The organism is Sorangium sp. So ce590 (assembly GCF_051521365.1).
Classification (GTDB): Bacteria; Myxococcota_A; Polyangia; order Polyangiales; family Polyangiaceae; genus Sorangium.
Genome location: NZ_CP150346.1, coordinates 2,885,159 through 2,902,578, shown reverse-complemented (window position 1 = coordinate 2,902,578; position 17,420 = coordinate 2,885,159). Strand labels below are relative to the sequence as shown.

Annotated in this window: 16 protein-coding genes and 1 pseudogene; 9 read left to right on the top strand and 8 right to left on the bottom strand. The window is 70.6% G+C overall.

Annotated elements, in window-relative coordinates; all coding sequences use genetic code 11:
* Positions 1-80: 80 nt before the first annotated feature.
* Positions 81-338: pseudogene (locus tag WMF28_RS11135) on the bottom strand (WYL domain-containing protein); the annotation flags it as partial.
* 258 nt (positions 339-596) lie between these two features.
* On the opposite strand from WMF28_RS11135, the gene WMF28_RS11130 reads away from it, so the two are divergent.
* Entirely contained in the window at positions 597-1,769 is a 1,173-nt protein-coding gene (locus WMF28_RS11130; RefSeq protein ID WP_437602159.1) for a lipase family protein, read from the top strand.
* Between the two features lie 32 nt (positions 1,770-1,801).
* Here WMF28_RS11130 and WMF28_RS11125 read toward each other — a convergent pair whose 3' ends face one another.
* Positions 1,802-3,058 (bottom strand): radical SAM protein, encoded by a 1,257-nt coding sequence (locus tag WMF28_RS11125; protein WP_437602158.1) that lies wholly within the window; start codon positions 3,056-3,058, stop codon positions 1,802-1,804.
* A 77-nt stretch (positions 3,059-3,135) separates the two neighbouring features.
* Positions 3,136-3,375, bottom strand: a complete 240-nt coding sequence (locus tag WMF28_RS11120; protein WP_437602157.1) for a hypothetical protein — start codon at positions 3,373-3,375, stop codon at positions 3,136-3,138.
* 622 nt (positions 3,376-3,997) lie between these two features.
* On the opposite strand from WMF28_RS11120, the gene WMF28_RS11115 reads away from it, so the two are divergent.
* The 8 genes from WMF28_RS11115 (at position 3,998) to trxA (ending at position 14,708) form a co-directional block, all read left to right on the top strand.
* Positions 3,998-6,274, top strand: a complete 2,277-nt coding sequence (locus tag WMF28_RS11115; protein ID WP_437602156.1) for a DUF2169 family type VI secretion system accessory protein — start codon at positions 3,998-4,000, stop codon at positions 6,272-6,274.
* A gap of 95 nt (positions 6,275-6,369) precedes the next feature.
* Positions 6,370-8,793 (top strand): type VI secretion system Vgr family protein, encoded by a 2,424-nt coding sequence (locus WMF28_RS11110; RefSeq protein ID WP_437602155.1) that lies wholly within the window; start codon positions 6,370-6,372, stop codon positions 8,791-8,793.
* A gap of 98 nt (positions 8,794-8,891) precedes the next feature.
* Complete coding sequence (locus WMF28_RS11105) at positions 8,892-11,567, top strand: DUF2169 domain-containing protein (protein ID WP_437602154.1); 2,676 nt, start codon at positions 8,892-8,894, stop codon at positions 11,565-11,567.
* A complete protein-coding gene (locus WMF28_RS11100) occupies positions 11,564-12,607 on the top strand; it encodes a pentapeptide repeat-containing protein (RefSeq protein ID WP_437602153.1) in 1,044 nt (347 codons plus the stop codon). Before WMF28_RS11105 ends, WMF28_RS11100 begins: the two co-directional genes overlap by 4 nt.
* A gap of 35 nt (positions 12,608-12,642) precedes the next feature.
* A complete protein-coding gene (locus tag WMF28_RS11095; RefSeq protein ID WP_437602152.1) occupies positions 12,643-13,293 on the top strand; it encodes a DUF3540 domain-containing protein in 651 nt (216 codons plus the stop codon).
* Positions 13,294-13,305: 12 nt separating this feature from the next.
* The gene (locus WMF28_RS11090) at positions 13,306-13,695 is read left to right on the top strand and encodes a DUF4150 domain-containing protein (protein WP_437602151.1); all 390 of its coding nucleotides are present in this window, start codon (positions 13,306-13,308) and stop codon (positions 13,693-13,695) included.
* Between the two features lie 7 nt (positions 13,696-13,702).
* Positions 13,703-14,149: a hypothetical protein gene (locus WMF28_RS11085; RefSeq protein ID WP_437602150.1), complete on the top strand. Its 447-nt coding sequence runs from the start codon at positions 13,703-13,705 to the stop codon at positions 14,147-14,149.
* 157 nt (positions 14,150-14,306) lie between these two features.
* Positions 14,307-14,708, top strand: a complete 402-nt coding sequence (gene trxA / locus WMF28_RS11080; RefSeq protein WP_437602149.1) for a thioredoxin — start codon at positions 14,307-14,309, stop codon at positions 14,706-14,708.
* A 251-nt stretch (positions 14,709-14,959) separates the two neighbouring features.
* On the opposite strand, the gene WMF28_RS11075 is transcribed toward trxA, so the two are convergent.
* The 5 genes from WMF28_RS11075 to WMF28_RS11055 form a co-directional block, all read right to left on the bottom strand.
* Positions 14,960-15,346, bottom strand: coding sequence for a VOC family protein (locus WMF28_RS11075; protein ID WP_437602148.1), 387 nt, complete (start codon positions 15,344-15,346; stop codon positions 14,960-14,962).
* 28 nt (positions 15,347-15,374) lie between these two features.
* Complete coding sequence (locus WMF28_RS11070) at positions 15,375-15,785, bottom strand: GFA family protein (protein WP_437602147.1); 411 nt, start codon at positions 15,783-15,785, stop codon at positions 15,375-15,377.
* Between the two features lie 90 nt (positions 15,786-15,875).
* Positions 15,876-16,286: a DUF2809 domain-containing protein gene (locus tag WMF28_RS11065; RefSeq protein WP_437602146.1), complete on the bottom strand. Its 411-nt coding sequence runs from the start codon at positions 16,284-16,286 to the stop codon at positions 15,876-15,878.
* Positions 16,287-16,371: 85 nt separating this feature from the next.
* Positions 16,372-16,920 (bottom strand): hypothetical protein, encoded by a 549-nt coding sequence (locus tag WMF28_RS11060; RefSeq protein WP_437602145.1) that lies wholly within the window; start codon positions 16,918-16,920, stop codon positions 16,372-16,374.
* Positions 16,910-17,416, bottom strand: coding sequence for an RNA polymerase sigma factor (locus WMF28_RS11055; protein ID WP_437602144.1), 507 nt, complete (start codon positions 17,414-17,416; stop codon positions 16,910-16,912). Before WMF28_RS11055 ends, WMF28_RS11060 begins: the two co-directional genes overlap by 11 nt.
* Positions 17,417-17,420: the final 4 nt, after the last annotated feature.

The window sequence follows — 17,420 nt, the reverse complement described above, 5'->3', positions numbered from 1 at the left end:
GTCGAGGGCCGCCTTCACGGCAGGCCTGCGGGAAGTCCAGCCGCTCTCCCGGAGAGGGCTGGACCGGGTGAGGTCTTCACCTATGCCGCGAACGCTGCCGCGTGCTCCCGGGCCCACTGCGCGAACGTGCGGGCCGGCCGCCCGGTCACCCGCGCGACGGTCGGGACGACGGTGGTGCCGATTTCCGGTGTGTTCCCGGCGCGGAAGTGCCGGAACGACGCGCGCAGGCAGCACCACGCCGCGACGATCTGCTTGCCATCGTAGTAGGCGATCTGGACCGGCCAGACGTCGCGCTCGGAGCTGTGCCCCGACTCGCTCTGGTAGCGCATCGCGAGCGCGCCCGCGCCGGAGTACCGGAGTAGGCGGGCGGTTGCAGAGTGCCCCGAGCCGGTATCCGGTCCTCGCACTTCACGATGAGCTCGCCCGCCGGTTGCGCTGGCGCGGGTAGGGTCCTACGAACGCCGTGGACGCGATGGGTGCTCCGATGTCAGCACGGGAGCCGAGGCGAGTCAGCGCAGCGACGCCGGCGCGTGATGGCTGCGGCAGACCCGCGCGGACGCAGGGTCGTGTGGCGTCAATCCATGGAGGAGGCCACCATGAGATTCGATGATATCGAGCAAGATCCCTATGATGTTGATCCGGACGAGGATGTGTCCATCTCAGATGATGCCAGCGTCCGCATGGGGAGGGAGGAGAGCGCGAAAAGTGGGGGCGACCACCGGACGCTCGATCATCTGGTGAGCGCGAAGGGTGGGAGCTACGACCCGGAGGTCACGAGTATACTCGCCAGGGCATCGACGTGGGCTTACTCGGACATCGAGTCGTTTCAGGAGATGATGAAAAACCACGGCATCGATTGCGAGTGTATCCGGCTCACTTTCGAGAATGAAGCGCTCTTCGTGTCCCCGTACGCGTATCTCGCGCAGAGTAGAGATGGGCGGCTGGCGATCCTTTGCTTCCGGGGGACACGACCCGTGAGCCTCATCACATGGCTGATGAGCACGAACGTCCGAATGACTCCATTCGAACGAGCAGGATCCGGATCCGTACACGGCGGCTTCGCTCGCGCCACCTGGGCCCTGTGGCCGCAGCTCCGACGCTTCCTGAAAGGGATGCTCGAAGGCACACCCATCTGCCGCATTTTCGACGACATGACGACCCCCCTCCAGTCGTGTCATCCGCCAGCCCCGGTGGGCCGAGCCGCCGGGCCTCGCCGCGCGGCGCGGAGCCGGCCCGAGGTGGCGCCCCGGCGTGCGCTGGAGGCGCTCTACATCACGGGCCACAGCCTGGGCGGCGCGCTGGCCGTCCTCACCGCGGCGCGCATCTACACCGACAGCAACATCGAGCAACTCCGGGATGTGCTCCGCGGCGTGTACACCTTCGGGCAGCCGATGGTCGGCAACAGGACGTTCGCCCGCATGATCGGGAAGAAATTCGAGAGCAAGCTCTTCCGACATATCTACCGCAAGGACATTGTGCCGCGCCTGCCACCATGCTCTTTGGGTAGTTTCGAACATTTCGGTCGGGAGTACATCGAGAAAAACGGCCGCTGGATGCGGGGGACGGAGACAGTGAAACAGGTCCCGTGGTTGGTGATGTACATGGTGCTCGGCGTCACGGCGTTGATCATCGACCAGATCCCGAACCTCAGGTGGATCCATCTGCCGGTCTCCTGGGGCGACCACTCGCCGTGGTGGTACCTGCGCACCTCGGACAAGATCCCGCCCGGATCCGAGTTCGAGCCGACTCCGGCGCCTCACGGCGATTGAAGCGCTCCGGTGAGCGTCCTCCGCGGTGAAGCTCATTCCCGCTCCGCGATCTTGGGATCACGCCGCTCGTCAACGCGGCTGTCGGCCTCGCGGGCCGTCGCACGCCGGGCGGCCGCGGCGACCAGATCGGGTGGCAGCGACGCGAGGACGCGCATCCGGATGTGACGGATGAGCTTCAGCAGGTCGGGGCAGTACACGGAGGGGTTGTCGAACCGCCGCTCGCGGCTGAAGCGGTGCGGCATGTACCCGCCTCCGCACACGTCGCGCAGCTCGCAGGCACGGCACTGCGCGCAGAGCTCGGATACGCCGCCCAGCATCTTGCGCAGGATCGCGGACCGGTACGCGTCATCGATCTCGTTGCGCAGGACGTTGCTACCGAGCTTGGTGATGCCGTGCTCGCAGCACTTGAAGGCGTCGGTCGGCTCGATGCCGCCGTCGGTCTCGATGATGACGGCGCCCACGGGCTTTCCGCCGATGTTGTCGGTGCTCTTCGGGTGCCCGAAGAGCAGACGCAGGATGTTCTCGAAGTACCGCACGTGGCGATCCGGCCGATTCTGCTCGAACCAGAGATCGAAGAACTCGATCATCCAGTCGCCGTACGACATCGCGCCCGAGGGCGGCGCATGCGCGTGGTTGGCGTGGGGGAGGTTGATCTCCAGGCCCGGGATGTCGAGAAACTGCCACAGCTCGAACATCTCCCGGGGCGGAATGTCCGTATTGACGACCGCGATCACATTCGCGAAGATCCCGGGACCGAGAGGGTGGGCCTGGAGGCGCCGGATCGCCGTCATCACGTCGTCGAACGAGCCACGGCCCTGGTGGTCTACGCGGTGGCGATCATGAAACCGCTTCGGACCGTCGATGCTGAGACCCACGCGCACGGCGAGCTCGGCGAGGAGCTCGATCCACGCATCGTCGATCGAGACGCCGTTCGACTGGACGGTGAAGCACGACGACACGCCGCCCTCATCGAGCGTGCCCCTGACCTGCTCGACCCACGCGCGGAAGCGCTGCCTGCCGAGGAGCAGGGGCTCTCCGCCGTGCCCGATGATGTGCACGCCCGCGATGCCGTGCCGTCTTGCGTGCGAGACGATGCGCCGACACATCGCCGCCGTGACCTCGTCACGCATGACCGCCGGCTGGCTCCTGTAGGTCTGATCCGCCAGGTTGTACATGTAGCAATAGCTACAGTTGAGATTGCAGCGGCTCACGAGCTTGACGACATAGGTCGAGATGGGCACCGCGTGCTCTGGCTCGCCCGCGACGGGCAGCCTCATGATGGATGCCATGGCTGTAGCTTCTCCTCCACGAGCTGGTCAGCAGATGACGGGGCTGCTCGCTGCGCTCGTGCCGCCGCGCTCTCCGGCTATCCGCGGGGCCCCGGCGCAGACGAGAATTCTACCCACTCGCTGAAGGCGAGCGAATCGCAGCGCCTCCGGCCCTGGCGCAGTTCGGTCACCGAGAGGATGGCCGATCTTACCGCCTCTTGCCGTATGCTCGCTATCTGCTCCTCGCGGAGGCTCTGCGCGACAAGTTCGAGGTTCACCGGACCGCCACCGTGCGTCGCGATGACGGCCTGCGAGGACTCCTTGCTGTCCATGCTCATCCCTGGGCTCCTCTCTCTGGGCGCCGAGCTCGTCACGAGCTCCGGCGACCCGCGCTGGTAACCTTGGGTTGCGTGAGCCCGCCCACCACGGAGGGCAGCCACCAAAAGCAGATCAGGAGTGATCCCCGGGGGCGCTCTTTGGCGAGCGGGCGCACACGACGCTTTGTCGTTCCGACGATGGCTCAGCGCGGGACACGACGGCGGCGAGGGCCGCCATGCTTCTTGCCGGAGCGGGCGCCGACAGATCGCACGGAGCAGCCTTATTCTTTCTTGCGTCCTGGCGGTTCGGCGTCCTTGCATTGGTTTCTCGACTCCTGCAAGGGGCGAACATTTCAGCCAGACGACACAGCTACCGACCCAGCACAGCCTGAGTGCCGAACGTGCCTCGCCGCGGCACACGGGCGAGCCGTCATGGCCTTTCCCTACATGCACCATAGATTCTTCGGCTCAGCCGATCTTCACAGCGACATGGTCCTGTGAGAAGGCTCGACACGAGTGATCCTCAGCGTCAATTCCTGCGCTTGCGTCTCCCGCGCTTGCGTCCGAGAGACTCGCCGAGTATCGTCGGCTGTCTGAGAGCCCTCCGCTGCACGAAGGCGCGCGGGCCAGCCGAGATCACGCTGTGCAATCGCCCTGGCCTCTCCCGATCGTCGCCCTGACGCCGGCCTCCTGCGGGGCCGTGCTGTGGCGCATGCAGGGCGCAGAGCGGCTCACGGTCATCGTCAAGGCCACGTTTGCCCTCGTCCACGACCGGAACGCCGAGCTCGCCGCCCCGGCGCCGCTGGTCCGCTCCGACAAGCTCCGCGAGGGGCGCGGCAGCCTGGAGGAGGCGTGTGAGACAGCGCCCTACCTGCCGGGCGCAGGGGTCCTCGTGCGCGGACACGCGGCCGCCCCCGCGGGGACGACCGCGACGGCGCTCGCGGTGCGGGTCGCGCTCTTCCGCGAGGATCGCTGGGTCTTCAACAAGGTGCTCCACGTCTACGGCGAATCCACGCGAGAGGCGCCGAGCCCGCGTCCCTTCAGCCTCATGCCGCTCGAGTACGAGCGCGCGTTCGGCGGCCCGCACATCGACGCCAACCCGGTCGGCGTGGGCTCCGGGACGGCGCTGCCGAGCGTCGTGGATCCGGCCCATCCGGTGAGGCCCGCGGGCGTCGGGCCCATCGCGAGGCACTGGGCTCCGAGGAGCGGCCTCCTCGCGCGGGATCAGGCGCCCGACCTCCTGGCGCCGGATCTCGATGGCAGCTTCGATTTTCGCTATTTCCACGCCGCCCCCGCGGACCAGCAGATCGAGCTCCTCCGCGGCGACGAGTGGATTTTTCTTCAGGGGCTGCACCCGCACATGCCGTGGATCCGGTCCAGGCTGCCGTCGGCGCGCGGGCTCGCGCGGCTCCATCGGACCGGGCCGGGAGGCGACGACCCGGGGCATCCGATCGAGCTCGTCGCCGACACGCTGACGATCGATGCGGATCACCTGCTCTGCTCGCTCGTCTGGCGGGGGAACGTCGCGCTCCTGCCGGACGACCTGCCGGCCCGGATGCGGGTGGTCGCGGGCGTCGAGATGCCCGGGCGGCCCCTGCCGTGGCCCTCGACGGCGGCGGGCATCGCCCCGCCGCTCGCGCCCATCGCGATCACGGAGCTGGGGAGCGCGCTTGCCACCCGGGGGGCGGAGCTCCCGGCGGGGCACTGGAGCGCCGTCACGCAGCAGGTGACGAAGCTGCATTCGCTGCCCCCGTTGCCCTTCTCGCAGCGCCAGGAGCCGCACTGGAGCGCCGTCACGCAGCAGGTGACGCCGCTGCAATCTCCCCCGCCCCTGCCCTTTTCGCAGCGCCAGGAGCCGCACTGGAGCGCCGTCACGCAGCAGGTGACGCCGCTGCAATCTCCCCCGCCCCTGCCCTTCGTGCCCGCGCCCGAGCCGCCGCCGCGCCCCGAGCCTGCCCCCGGCTCCGTGCCGTTCGCGATGCCCTTCGCCCATCCGGGCCCCGACGCCGCGTCGCCCGAGCCGCCGCCCCGGGTGCAGCCGCCGCTCGCCGGGCTCGACCAGACGCACCCCGTCATCGACCAGCCCGCGCCCGCGAGCGCCGCCCCGCCCGTCGAAGCGGCTCCCGCCGACGCCGCTCCCGCCGTCCCCGCCGACGCCTCGCCCGCCGAGCCACCCCCGCCCGAGCCACCCCCGCCCGAGCCACCCCCGCCCGACGCCCCCCCGCCCGAGCCGGAGGCGCGCGGCATGCGCGCGGCGGTGCTCGCCCGCCTGAAGAGCGGCCAGCCGCTCGACGACCTCGAGCTCGCCGGCGCCGAGCTCGACGGCCTCGACTGGAGCGGCGCCTCCCTCGAGCGCCTCAACCTCGCCGGCGCGACGCTCGCCCGGTGCAACTTCACCTCCGCGCGCCTCGCCAGGGCCAACCTGAGCGGCGCCGACCTGACCGACGCGCGCCTCACGGCGGCCGACCTGACGCGCGCCGACCTCTCCCGCGCCACGCTGGACCGCACGCAGCTCTCCTCGGCGATCCTCACGAGCGCCGACCTCACCTCGGCCAGAGGCGCGCACACGCGCTTCGAGGGCGCGTCGCTGGACGGCGCCGACCTGCGGCAGGCCCGCCTCACCGACGCCGTCTTCGACCGGGCGAGCCTCGCCGGCGCCAACGGAAGCAAGGCCGACCTCTCGCGATCGAGCTTCGCGAACGCCAACCTCGCTGGCGCCATCCTGCGCGCGGCGAAGCTCAAGGAAGCGAGCCTCGCGTGCGCCAACGTCGATGGCGCCGATCTGCGCGAAGCGGACCTCGCGGGCGCCAACGTCTATGGAGTCAAGCTCGCCAACGCGAAGTCGAACGGCGCCGTCCTGCGCGCCATCGTCGAGATACCACCGGCGGGAGAGGACATTGATGTTCCTTCACATGGTTGACTCGCTGAATCTTTTACGTCTAGCTCCATGAGACGAGCGCCCTCGGGAACGAAGGCGGAGCATTCGCCTCCTCGCACCCTGGAAGAGACACGACCATGAGCGACCTCATCACGTTCTCCTCGAGCATCCTGCAGGGCCCGGCGCGCGTCGTCGGCTTCCGCGGCGTGGAGGCGATCTCGCGCCCCTACAGGTTCGAGATCTTCCTCTCCATCCCGAGCGAGGGCGAGGACGACACGGACTTCGCCGAGATGGTCGGGGCCAAGGCGCGGCTCTCGATCGACCGCCTGGAGGATACCAATCCGCCCTACGTGTTCACCGGCGTGCTCGCCGGCGTCGACCTCGTGCACGAGTTCGGCGGACGCGCCCTGCTGCGGGCGGTCCTCGTGCCGCGGCTCTGGGGGCTCACGCTGTCGAAGCACAGCCGCATCTTCACGAAGAAGAGCGTCCCCGACGTGATCAAGCTCGTGCTCGAGGAGAACGGCATCACGGGCGGCGATGTCGAGCTCAACCTCGGCAGCTACGAGACCGAGGAGCACATCGGCCAGTACCGCGAGAGCGACTTCGACTTCATCTCGCGCTGGATGGAGCGGGAAGGCATCTATTACTACTTCGAGCACACCGAGGACGGCGAGAAGCTCATCCTCTGCGACGACAGGAGCTACCCCGCCGAGCCGCTCCACACGCCGGTCCGCTACCACCCCCAGACCGGCGAGGACCGGAGCGCCTCGGCCTCGTTCCGCACCTTCTCCTGCCAGCACGGGGCGCTGCCGTCGCGGGTGAAGCTCAGGGACTACGACTATGTCCGGCCGCACTTCCCCCTCGCGGGCGCGGCGCCGGTGTCCCCGTACGGCACCGGGGAGATCAGCCTCCATGGCGAGCGCTTCTTCAGCGCCGACGCCGGCAAGCGGCTGGCCCAGCTGCGCGCGGAGGAATACCTCGCCCGGGAGGCGGTCTATCAGGCCACCGGCGCGCGGCTCCACCTGCGCTCGGGGACCACGTTCGAGCTCGAGGACCACCCGCGCGCGCGGTTCAACGCGAAGTACCTCGCCGTCGAGCTGCGCCACCACGGCAACCAGTCCGCCGGGCACGGCGACTTCGAGGAGCTCGCCGGGCTCACCCACGAAGAGGTCTATTTCGTCGAGGTCTCGGCCATCCCGGCGGCGACGCAGTTCAGGGCGGAGTCGCGGACGGCGTGGCCGCGCATCTACGGTTACGAGAACGGCACCGTCGACGGCTCGGCGTCGAGCGAGTACGCGCAGATCGACGAGCACGGGCGCTACCTGGTCAAGCTCAAGTTCGACGAGGCGAGCCCGCGCGACGGCAGCGGCTCCACGTTCGTGCGCATGATGCAGCCGCACGGCGGCGGCGTCGAAGGGTTCCACTTCCCGCTGCGCCGGGGGACCGAGGTCGTGCTGAGCTTCCTCGGCGGCGACCCGGACCGGCCCGTGATCGCCGGCGTGGTGCCCAACGTGCTCACGCCGAGCCCGGTGACGAGCGGCAACCACACGAAGAACGTCATCCAGACCGGCGGCAGGAACCGCCTGGAGCTGGAGGACCAGGCCGGGTCACAGCGCATCACGCTCTCGACGCCGTACTCGAACACGTACATGCGCATGGGGTCGCCCAACAAGGGGCACGAGCTCATCGGCAAGACCGACGGCAACATCCTGCTCGACAGCGGGGTGAACATGGACTTCCAGGTCGGCGCCAGCTGGACGAGCACCGTGGAGGACCACATCACGACGACCGCCGCCTCTGGCGACATCGCGACGACCGCCACCGCGGGCGACATCACGACGCAGGCCGTCGCCGGCACCCTCACCGAGACGGCCAAGGGCGATGTGACGATCACCTCCGAGTCGGGCAATGTCCACATCAAGTCCCTGGCCGCCGACGTGAACATCTTCTCGCAGTCGGACCTCAACATCGAGACGAAGGGGAACAGGAACGAAAAGACCACGGGCAACGACACAAAGGAGCGGGAGGGCAACTATGTCCTCATCACGAAGGGCAGCGCGACCTCCGAGGTGCACGGCTTCAACTCGTCGATGACCATCGGGGCGGGGAGAGACATCAAGCTGGGCGCGTTCCTGTCGGTCGCGGCCGCCGCGTCGACCGATCTGAAGCTGAGCCGCGCCGTCTCGGTCACGGTCGGCCAGGCGTTCGACCTGAAGGCGGGCGGGTTCACGTCGGTCAACGTCTCCAAGTCGCTCGACATCAAGCTGGCGCAGACGACGGAGCTCAAGGCGACGAGCGCGCAGGAGTTCACGGTGGGGAGCAAGCAGTCGTTCTCGCTGAGCAGGAACATGGAAGTCACCGCTGGCCAGAAGCTGTCGTTCAACCTCACCAACTCCGTGGAGTTCAAGCTCGGCGCGTCGGTCTCCGTGAAGAACGGTCCCGAGCTGACCATCCAGGGTCCGAAGTTCACGACGAAGACCGTCGAGCTCAAGAACGGGAGCTTCACCCTGCAGAGCGTCGCGGCCGAGATCAGGAAGCACGGCATCTTCGTGGTCAGCTAGCGACGAGGCGCGCCGTCGCCAAGCCAGCGAGACATCGGCCTCGACCGCGAAAGGGCGGGAGCGAGGCGCCACCCGCGAACACCGATCCTCCGAGCCCCATGCGTGTCATCAAGCCCCTCCGCCTCTCCGTCCTTCAGCGCGTGCTCACGGTCCGGCGCAACCATCACCTGAGCATCGGGCTCCTCGTGTTCTTCCCGCTCGACGCGCCGGAGGTCCCGCTGCCCGAGGTGTCGATGTGGCAGCGGGTGATGCCCGCGCTCGGCAAGGACGGCCTCCTCGACGAGGGGATGCCCAAGCCGCGGGGCGAGGTCCTCGTCTTCGGCAAGGCGTTCTCGCCCGGCGGGGAGCCCCGGCCGGCGTTCGCCGCGGGCCTGGAGGTCGGCCCGGCCGACAGGCCCCTCGTCGACAAGTCCATCGCGGTCGTCGGCAAGCGGCGGTGGCACCTCGGCGCGCCGACCGAGCCCGAGCCGATCACCGAGATGCCGCTCGCCTGGGAATACGCCTTCGGCGGCGCGGAGTACCCGCTGAACCCGAGGGGGATGGGGCTCGCCCCGGTCGACGAGGAGGGGACCCAGGTGCATCCCCTGCCCCACCTCGAGGACCCGCGACGCCTCCTCATGTCGCCGGGCGACAGGCCGCCCCCCGCGGGCTTCGGGGCGCTCGACCCCACGCTCGCCTCGCGGACGGCCAAGCTCGGCACCTACGGCGGCGAGTGGCTCCAGCACGATTTTCCCGGGTTCGCCCGGGATCTCGACCCCGCGTACTTCCAGGTGGCCCCGGAGGACCAGCGGCTGCCCGACTACTTCGAGGGCGGGGAGGCCATCCGCCTGAAGAACCTGCACCCGGCGCGGCCGCTGCTCGAGACCCACGCTCCGAAGCTCCGCGCCCGGTGCTTCGTGCGGCAGCGGGGCGAGACGGGCGAGACGGTGACCGACGGCGAGGAGCCCCTCCGGGAGGTCGCGACGCGCCTGGAGACGGTGCTCCTCTTCCCCGACCTCGAGCGCGGCGTCGCGATCTTCCGCGGCGTCGTGCCGGTGGCCGAGGACGACGCCGAGGACGTGCGCGTGCTGATCGCCGGCCTGGAGCGGGCCGACGCGCCGAGGCCCGTCGAGCATTACCGCGCGGCGCTGGAGCGGCGGCTCGACAAGGACAAGGGGCACCTCCACGCGCTGCGCGAGAAGGATCTGCTTCCGGAGCCCGAGCCCGACGCCCCGTCGTTCCCGGACGAGGTCATCAGCGACATGGACGAGCTCATCCGGCGCGAGGGGGCGATGGAGGAGCGGTCGATCTCGCGGGCGCAGCGCGAGCTCGATCAGGCGCGGCTCACCCTGCTCGTGCTCGGGATGAACCCGGACGAGAAGCTCCCGCGGGAGATCAAGCGCCCGGAGGAGCCGAGGCCCGACGAGCTCGCGGACTACGCCGCCCGGATGGACCTGGAAGCCGCGGAGCTCCAGAAGGACGCCGAGGAGCAGCGCAGGGCCACCGAGGAGGAGGTGCGGAAGCTGTGCGCCGAGCAGGGGCTCGACTTCGACGCGGTGGTCGCGAAGAGCAAGAGCGACGGGGGCGGCCCGCCGAAGTTCAGCGCCGACGAGGAGCTGGCCCGCCTGCGCGAGCTCGCGGAGGTGGGACGCAAGGCGGGCGCCCCGATGGACGACATCGAGGCGAAGCTCGCGGACCCGGCGTTCGCGGCGAGCCTCCGGAGCGCCGAGGAGAACGTCCTCCTCGCGTACCGCGCCTTCGCTCACTTCTATCCGCCGGCCGAGCCGGCGCCCGAGGGGAAGAAATCCGACCTGCGCGCCGAGGTGGAGCGGGCGCTCGCCGCCGGCGAGTCGCTCGCCCGGCGCGACCTGACGGGCGCCGACCTCCACGAGCTCAGCCTCGCGGGCGCCGACCTGCGCGAGGCGCTCCTCGAGGGCGCGGATCTGTCGGCGTGCGACCTCGGCGGGGCCGATCTGACGGGCGCGGTGCTCACGCGCGCGAAGCTCGAGGGCGCGCGGCTCGGGAAGGCCACGCTGCGCGGGGCGAACCTCGGCGAGGCGCGCGCCTCGCGCGCGAGCTTCGACGGGGTCGACCTCCGCAAGGCGGTCCTCCACAAGGCGTGGCTCGAGGAGGCGCGGTTCTCGGGGGCCGACCTCGCCGAGGCCGACTTCCTGGAGGCCCGGGTGCGAGGCGCGGACTTCAGCGGCGCGCAGGCGGACGACGTCCTCTTCTTCCAGCTCGATCTCACGGGCGCGCGCTTCGCCGGCGCGAGCCTGCGCAAGGCGACGTTCTTCCAGTGCACGGGGGCGGGCGCGGATTTCGGCGAGGCCGAGCTCGAGGACGCGGCCTTCGTCGAGTTCAAGGGCGAGGAGGCCTCGTTCCGCAAGGCGAGGGCCACGGCCCTGCGCGTGGTCTCCGCCTCCGCGCTGCCGGGCGCGGACTTCACCGGCGCCGAGCTCGCGCGGGCGAACCTCCGCGGGGTCGACCTGGAGGGCGCGATCTTCGAGGGCGCCACGGCGGACAACGCGGATTTCAGCGAGGCGAACCTCCGGAAGGCGCGCCTCGTGCAGCTCTCGGGCAAGGGCGCGCGGTTCATGCGGACCGACCTGACCGAGGCGGATCTGACGGGCGCGAACCTCATGGACGCCATGCTGCAGAAGGCGAAGGTGCCCGGCGCCCGCTTCGAGAACACGAACCTCTTCCGCGCCAACCTGCTCGACGCGAAGGGCGACCAGCGGACCACCTTCTCCGACGCGCACATCAAGAACGTCGTGTTCACGGGGCAGAGCAAGTGACCCGCGACGAGCTGCTCGCGAAGGTGGCCGAGGGCGAGGTCATCGCCGGGGAGGACCTCTCGGGGCTCGACCTGTCGGGGCTCGACCTGTCGGGCGTCGTGTTCGAGAAGACGACGTTCCGCGGCGCCAGGCTGAAGGGCGCGAAGGTCAGCGAGTCGATGTTCAACGGGTGCGACCTCTCGGGCGCCGACCTGTCCGGCGCGCGGGCCCGCCACGCCGTGTGGAGCGGGTGCGCGCTCCTCCACGCGCGCCTCGACGAGAGCGACCTCGTCTCCGCGAGCTTCGCCGAGTGCGACGTGTCGCGGGCCAGCTTCGACCGCGTGAACCTCACGATCGGGAGCATGATCAAGGGGCGCGCCGACGAGACGAGCTTCCGCGAGGCCAACCTGGACCGGTTCTCGCTCGTGGAGACCGAGGCAGCGCGCCTCGCGCTCGACGGGGCGAAGCTCAAGCAGGCCTGCTTCATCAAGGCGGACCTGTCGACCGCGAGCCTGCGCGGCGCGACGATGCACCTCACGGTGCTGGTCGGCGCCCGCCTCCGCGGGCAGGATCTGTCGGGCATGGACCTGACCCTGGCGCAGCTCACCGACGCCGACCTCGCCGGGTGCGACCTGCGAGGCGCCCGGCTCGTCCAGGCGAGCTTCAAGGGCGCGGACCTCACCGCGGCGAAGCTCGACGGCGCGGACGCCGAGCGCGGCCTCTTCTTCGGCGCGCGGCTCGCGGGCGTCTCCGCGGCCGGCCTCAAGGCGCGGCAGGCGATCTTCGCGGAGGCCGACCTCGAGGCGGCGAACCTCGCCGGCGCCGACCTCTACCAGGCCATCTTCCAGCGGGCGGCCTGCCCGCTGGCGACCTTCCGCGACGCCGACCTGACGTACGCCGACTTCTCGCACGCGAGCGTCGAGAAGGCGGATTTCTCGCATGCGAAGCTCTTCCGCGCCCGCTTCCACCAGACGCGCGACGCGGGCGCGACCTTCACGAGCCGGTCCGCCGCGCTCGGCGACGACCCGGATCTGCTCGAAGCCGAGCGATGGACGCCCTGAGGGGATGCCCCTCCCGACAGCAGGAGAACGAGACCATGCGAGACAATCTGGCCAGACATCGGGTGGAGACCTTCGCGATCCAGGAGGTCGGTACGGTCCTCGGGGCGGTGGACCGGTCGTTCCAGGTGCGCGTCGGGTCGGGCGACTACGCGGCGAAGCGCGCGGTGAGCTGCCTTGTCGAGCCGGCGCTCGGCGACCGGGTGCTCGTCGCGCTGCACGACGCGGGGTGCCACGTGCTCGCGGTGCTCGATCGCGAGGGCGACGCGCCGACGCGCCTCGTGGCCGAGGGGGACCTGGAGGTGAGCGCCCCGGGCGGGCGCGTCACGATCGCCGCGGGCGAGGGCGTGCGCCTCGTCACGCCGGCCGAGGCCTCGGTGGCCGCGGGCAAGGTGCGCGTCGCCGCGGGCGAGGGCTCGCTCGCCGTCGGGGCGATGACGTACGTGGGCGAGCGGCTCGTCGCGCAGGTGGACCGCGTGAAGACGGTCGCGCGGTCGGTCGAGTCGATCGCGGACCGCTGGGTGCAGCGGCTCGACCGGGCCTACCGGTTCATCGCCGAGTCGGAGCAGGTGCGGACTCAGTATTACGAGGTCACCGCGAAGGCCGCGGTCAACATCAAGGCGCAGGCGACGCTCGTCTCGAGCGGCGAGCTGACAAAGATCGACGGTGGGCAGATCCACCTCGGCTGACAGGAGGCACCGATGTTCGCGAACACGCAGATGGGAGGCATGGCCCTGGGCGGGCCGGACGTGTGCTTGACGCCGCCGGCGCACCTGCCGGTGCCCTACCCCAACCTGGCGGCGCAGCCGATGGGGGTGCCGGCGGTCTACAACGTGCTGTTCATGTGCACGCCGGCGCACAACATGATGACGCAGGTGCCGCTGACGAACGGCGACAACGCCGGCCTGGAGACGGGCGTCGTCTCGCACACCGTGATGGGCCCCTCGCGGCACGTCACGGCGGCGTTCACGGTGCTCGTGGGCGGCGCGCCCGCCACGCGGATGACGAGCGTCACGATGCAGAACTCCGTCAATGCGCCCGGCGTCAGCCTCGTCCCGAGCCAGGTCAAGGTGCTGCTCCTCGCCCCGTAGCCTGCCCATGAAAGAGCACAACCGGCTCCGCATCGAGCGCCTCACGGCCCGCTACGCGCGGCGCATCGAGGCGGCGCGCGCGCCGGCAGAGGTCGATTTCCTACGTGAATTCGACGACTTACGCGAACGCTTGCTGCGCCCCCCGATGGAGGAGCTCGCCGCCGAGCTCCGGAGGGCGGGCCACGCGCCGCGCATCGTGATCGACGAGGGACACGACACGCCGAGCATCGAGCTCGCCCTCGGCCTGCGCGACGCCAGGGCGAGCCGCAACGTTGTCGGCTTCTGCGTCATCCGCTGGACCGGCTACCCGCTCCAGATCCTCGCCTACCTCGAGGTCAACCCCACGCCGTTCGATCTGGAGCGGTTCGCCCGCGCCGCGGACATCGGGCCCGACCGCGTCGAGCACCTCCTCGTCGAGGCGATCGAGCAGATCATCGTCTGCAACGCGCCCTGAGCGCGGCGGAAGCAGCGGAGTCAGCGGGAGACGACATCGGGCAGAGTCGGCGCGCTCGCGCTCCGGCCTGCGCGCGGCGGCGGAGGCGCGGGCGCGGCGCGGGGCGATCGGCCGCTCGCTCGGCGACATGGGTGGGTTTCGGGGCTATGCTCCGCGGATGAGTACCCGAGAGCTCAGCGCCGAGAATTTCGAGCAGACGGTCGAGTCGAACGATATCGTCCTCGTCGACTGGTGGGCGCCCTGGTGCGGCCCCTGCCGGGTCTTCGGGCCCGTCTTCGAGAAGGCCTCCGAGAAGCACGCAGACATCGTGTTCGGGAAGATCAACACCGACGACCAGCAGGACCTGGCCCAGGCCTTCAACATCCGGTCGATCCCGACGCTGTTCATCTTCCGCGAGAAGGTCCTGCTGTTCGCGGAGGCGGGCTCCTTGCCCGCGTCGGCGCTGGATCAGGTGATCGAGAAGGTGCGCTCGCTCGACATGAACGAGGTGCGCGCGAAGATCGCCGAGGAAGAGGCGAAGAGCGCGGCCGAGGGAGGCCAGGCGGCCGAGGGGCCCTGAGGGACGCGCGGCCGGGGGGAACGCGGCGGGAGCCGGCAGCGCGAAAGAGGCTCCCTACCGGGGTCGGTCCTCGGATGCCGAGAGATACCGCTCGGCAGCGCATCCTGTCCTTCGCGTACGGGAGCGCAGAAATTGACAGTGTCGAATAGTCGGCACGATCGCCACCGGGGCGCGCCGGAGGACGCCGATCTTCCGGCGCTGGTGGCGGGTGCCGCTGCGGGATTTCGTGAAGAGGTGCCGGATCGCCGCTTTTACAGCGGTTGCCCGTCGTCGTTCCAGGTGGAGAACCCGGGCGCGTCCGGGCGAGGGGTCTTCACCACGCAGAAGCGCTGGCCGGTCGGCGCCTCGAGCACCCACCATGTCCCGGCCTGCATGACCCGCTTGGCGCCGAGCCGCTCGATGCGGCGCACCTCGGCTTCGACGTCGTCGGTCTCGATGTCGAGGTGAACGCGGCTTCCGTGCTTCACGCTCTGCACCTCGACCGACAGATCGCGCTCCGCGGCGTCCAGGCGGACGTAAGCCTCGCCGTCGGGGCCACGCGATCGCATCCCGAGCGCCGCGCTCCAGAAGCTCGCGGCGCCATCGAGATCGTCGGTACGGCAATCGATGATCAACCCAGCCAGGCGACTCTTGTGCATACGCCCCTTTACCATGGGGCGTGAATGGCTAGCCGGAGGTCTTGTCGCCGCGGTAGTCGGTGGCCCCCGGGATGGCGGGCAGCCAGGGCACGCGGTGCACGGTCCAGAGCTGGAAGGCGGGGGGCGGCAGGTCGCCGGGCCGGTCCATCGTGCCGAGGAAGATATCGAGCTCCCGCGTCCCGTCACGACGCCAGAAGAGCGACGAGCCGCAGGTCGAGCAGAACTGGCGGACGGCGAAGCTGGACGACCGATACGTCGCGGGGGAGCCGGAGAGCAGCTCGAACTGCTCGTCGGGATACGTGGCGAACGACGGCATGGGCGCGCCGGTCTGACGCCGGCACTGGCTGCAGTAGCAAACATTGACGCTCGCCGGCGCGCCGCGAGCGCGGTAGCGGATCGCGCCGCACAGGCAGCCGCCGGTGTGGTGAGCCTCGGTCATGGACGTCGCCTCCTTGTCCCTGGATGTCGCGAGCGCCAGCCTGATCTCTCCGGGCGCGCAGCGCAACCGCCGCACCGCCGCGGCGCTGCGTCATCGGGAGGCCCGGAGCGGCCGGCAGAGCGCATGACCGAGGACACAGCCGATGCCGTACAGCGCGAAGTCGGCGGGATCGAATCCGCCGTTCGCGCCGAGCAGGAGCCGCCCCGGGGTGGTGCTGCGCGCGGCCCACAGCCAGGGCAGGTCGCTCAGCTGGAGCAGCTCGATCGCGCACGTCGCGGCGAGGACCGCGAGCGCCAGCCGGTGCGTGCGGGCGGAGATCCACACGAGCTGCGCCGCGGCGATCCACACGACCTCGTAGAGCACCGCGCCGGCGCCGTTGCGCAGCCAGATCGGACCGCCGTGGAACCGGGCGATCAGGCCCACGGGGACGACAGCGACGATGAGGAGGGCCAGCGCGAGGCGCTTGCGAGCAGCTCCCGGGCCGTGCGCCGTATCCTCCACGGCGCCCAGCCTACACCCCTCCAGCCCGGGCCACGAGGTCGTCGATACGGCACGTCGCGCTCGCCGACGCGAGCGATATGCCACCTCACGCGCCGCCGCGCGCAGGCCGGAGCACGAGCGGCACGGTGCCGGTGAGCAGCCCCGCCGCGAGGGCGAGCACGCCGCCGAAGCCGACGCAGGCGCAGCCGAGCGCGCCCGTCAGGGCGGCGACGCCGCACGCCGAGGCCCAGGAGGCCCCGAGCCGGTTCGACCGGCGCAGCGCGCGCGAGAGCACCACGCCGGCGGCGACCCCGCCCAAAAGGCAGGCAGGGACGCAGATGGAGGCGCACCCCGCCGGCGTGCACAGGTGGCCGTAAACACGCGCCGCGTGCGCCATCGCGAAGGGCACGAGCCCCGCCGCGACCCCCGGGAGCACGCCCCGCCCGAGCTCCCGCCCCCGCCATGACAGCAGCGCCGCGGCGACGTAGAGCGCCGCGCCGATGATCGCGGTGGTGAGCGGACGGTCGCTCATCAGCGAGGCGACGAGCGCCACGGCGATCGTCGGGGACGCCGCCCAGGCGGCCTGTCGCGCCCTCCCGCGCTCGTACGCACGATAGGCCCTCTCCTTCAGGCCGGCGAGCGCCTCAGGTTCCATAGATCCTCCTCCACGCCTCCCGGAGACGGGCAAATGCGCGCTCGCGGCGCTTGCGGAACGCCGCGCCCGATACCGATGGATCGCGATCGCCCTCCAGCAGGGTCGCCCTCAGCGTCTCGCGATCCGCCTCGGCCAGCGTGCCGAGCACCTCGCGCGCCGCGTCGTCCAGATCCCGGGCGATCGCCGCGTCCTCCGGCGTGGGCATGTCGGCCGCGACCGAGGGGATGAGCTCGTCCGGCGCCTCCCTCGACCGGGTCCGCCGCCGCCGCGCCGTGCGGCACTCCCACGCCGCGATGGCGAGCGCCCAGGTGAGCGCGTCCGCTTCGGGGTCGAACGAGCTGGCGCGATCGAACACCTTGAGGAGCGCCTGCTGCGCCGCGTCCTCCGCGTCCGCTTCGCCCCCGAGCATGCGGCGGCAGAACGCGCCGATCGCTGGCCAGAGGGCGGCATAGACAGGGTCGAACGCCGCGCGATCGCCGTCGGCGAGGCGTCTCATCGAC

Excerpts from the sequence above, each read along its gene's own strand:
- WMF28_RS11120 (WP_437602157.1), bottom strand. The coding sequence starts at position 3,375 with ATGAGCATGGACAGCAAGGAGTCCTCGCAGGCCGTCATCGCGACGCAC.
- WMF28_RS11125 (WP_437602158.1), bottom strand. The coding sequence starts at position 3,058 with ATGGCATCCATCATGAGGCTGCCCGTCGCGGGCGAGCCAGAGCACGCG.
- WMF28_RS11130 (WP_437602159.1), top strand. The coding sequence starts at position 597 with ATGAGATTCGATGATATCGAGCAAGATCCCTATGATGTTGATCCGGAC.
- WMF28_RS11110 (WP_437602155.1), top strand. The coding sequence starts at position 6,370 with ATGAGCGACCTCATCACGTTCTCCTCGAGCATCCTGCAGGGCCCGGCG.
- trxA (WP_437602149.1), top strand. The coding sequence starts at position 14,307 with ATGAGTACCCGAGAGCTCAGCGCCGAGAATTTCGAGCAGACGGTCGAG.
- WMF28_RS11060 (WP_437602145.1), bottom strand. The coding sequence starts at position 16,920 with ATGGAACCTGAGGCGCTCGCCGGCCTGAAGGAGAGGGCCTATCGTGCG.
- WMF28_RS11090 (WP_437602151.1), top strand. The coding sequence starts at position 13,306 with ATGTTCGCGAACACGCAGATGGGAGGCATGGCCCTGGGCGGGCCGGAC.
- WMF28_RS11075 (WP_437602148.1), bottom strand. The coding sequence starts at position 15,346 with ATGCACAAGAGTCGCCTGGCTGGGTTGATCATCGATTGCCGTACCGAC.
- WMF28_RS11070 (WP_437602147.1), bottom strand. The coding sequence starts at position 15,785 with ATGACCGAGGCTCACCACACCGGCGGCTGCCTGTGCGGCGCGATCCGC.
- WMF28_RS11085 (WP_437602150.1), top strand. The coding sequence starts at position 13,703 with ATGAAAGAGCACAACCGGCTCCGCATCGAGCGCCTCACGGCCCGCTAC.
- WMF28_RS11055 (WP_437602144.1), bottom strand. The coding sequence starts at position 17,416 with ATGAGACGCCTCGCCGACGGCGATCGCGCGGCGTTCGACCCTGTCTAT.
- WMF28_RS11105 (WP_437602154.1), top strand. The coding sequence starts at position 8,892 with ATGCGTGTCATCAAGCCCCTCCGCCTCTCCGTCCTTCAGCGCGTGCTC.
- WMF28_RS11095 (WP_437602152.1), top strand. The coding sequence starts at position 12,643 with ATGCGAGACAATCTGGCCAGACATCGGGTGGAGACCTTCGCGATCCAG.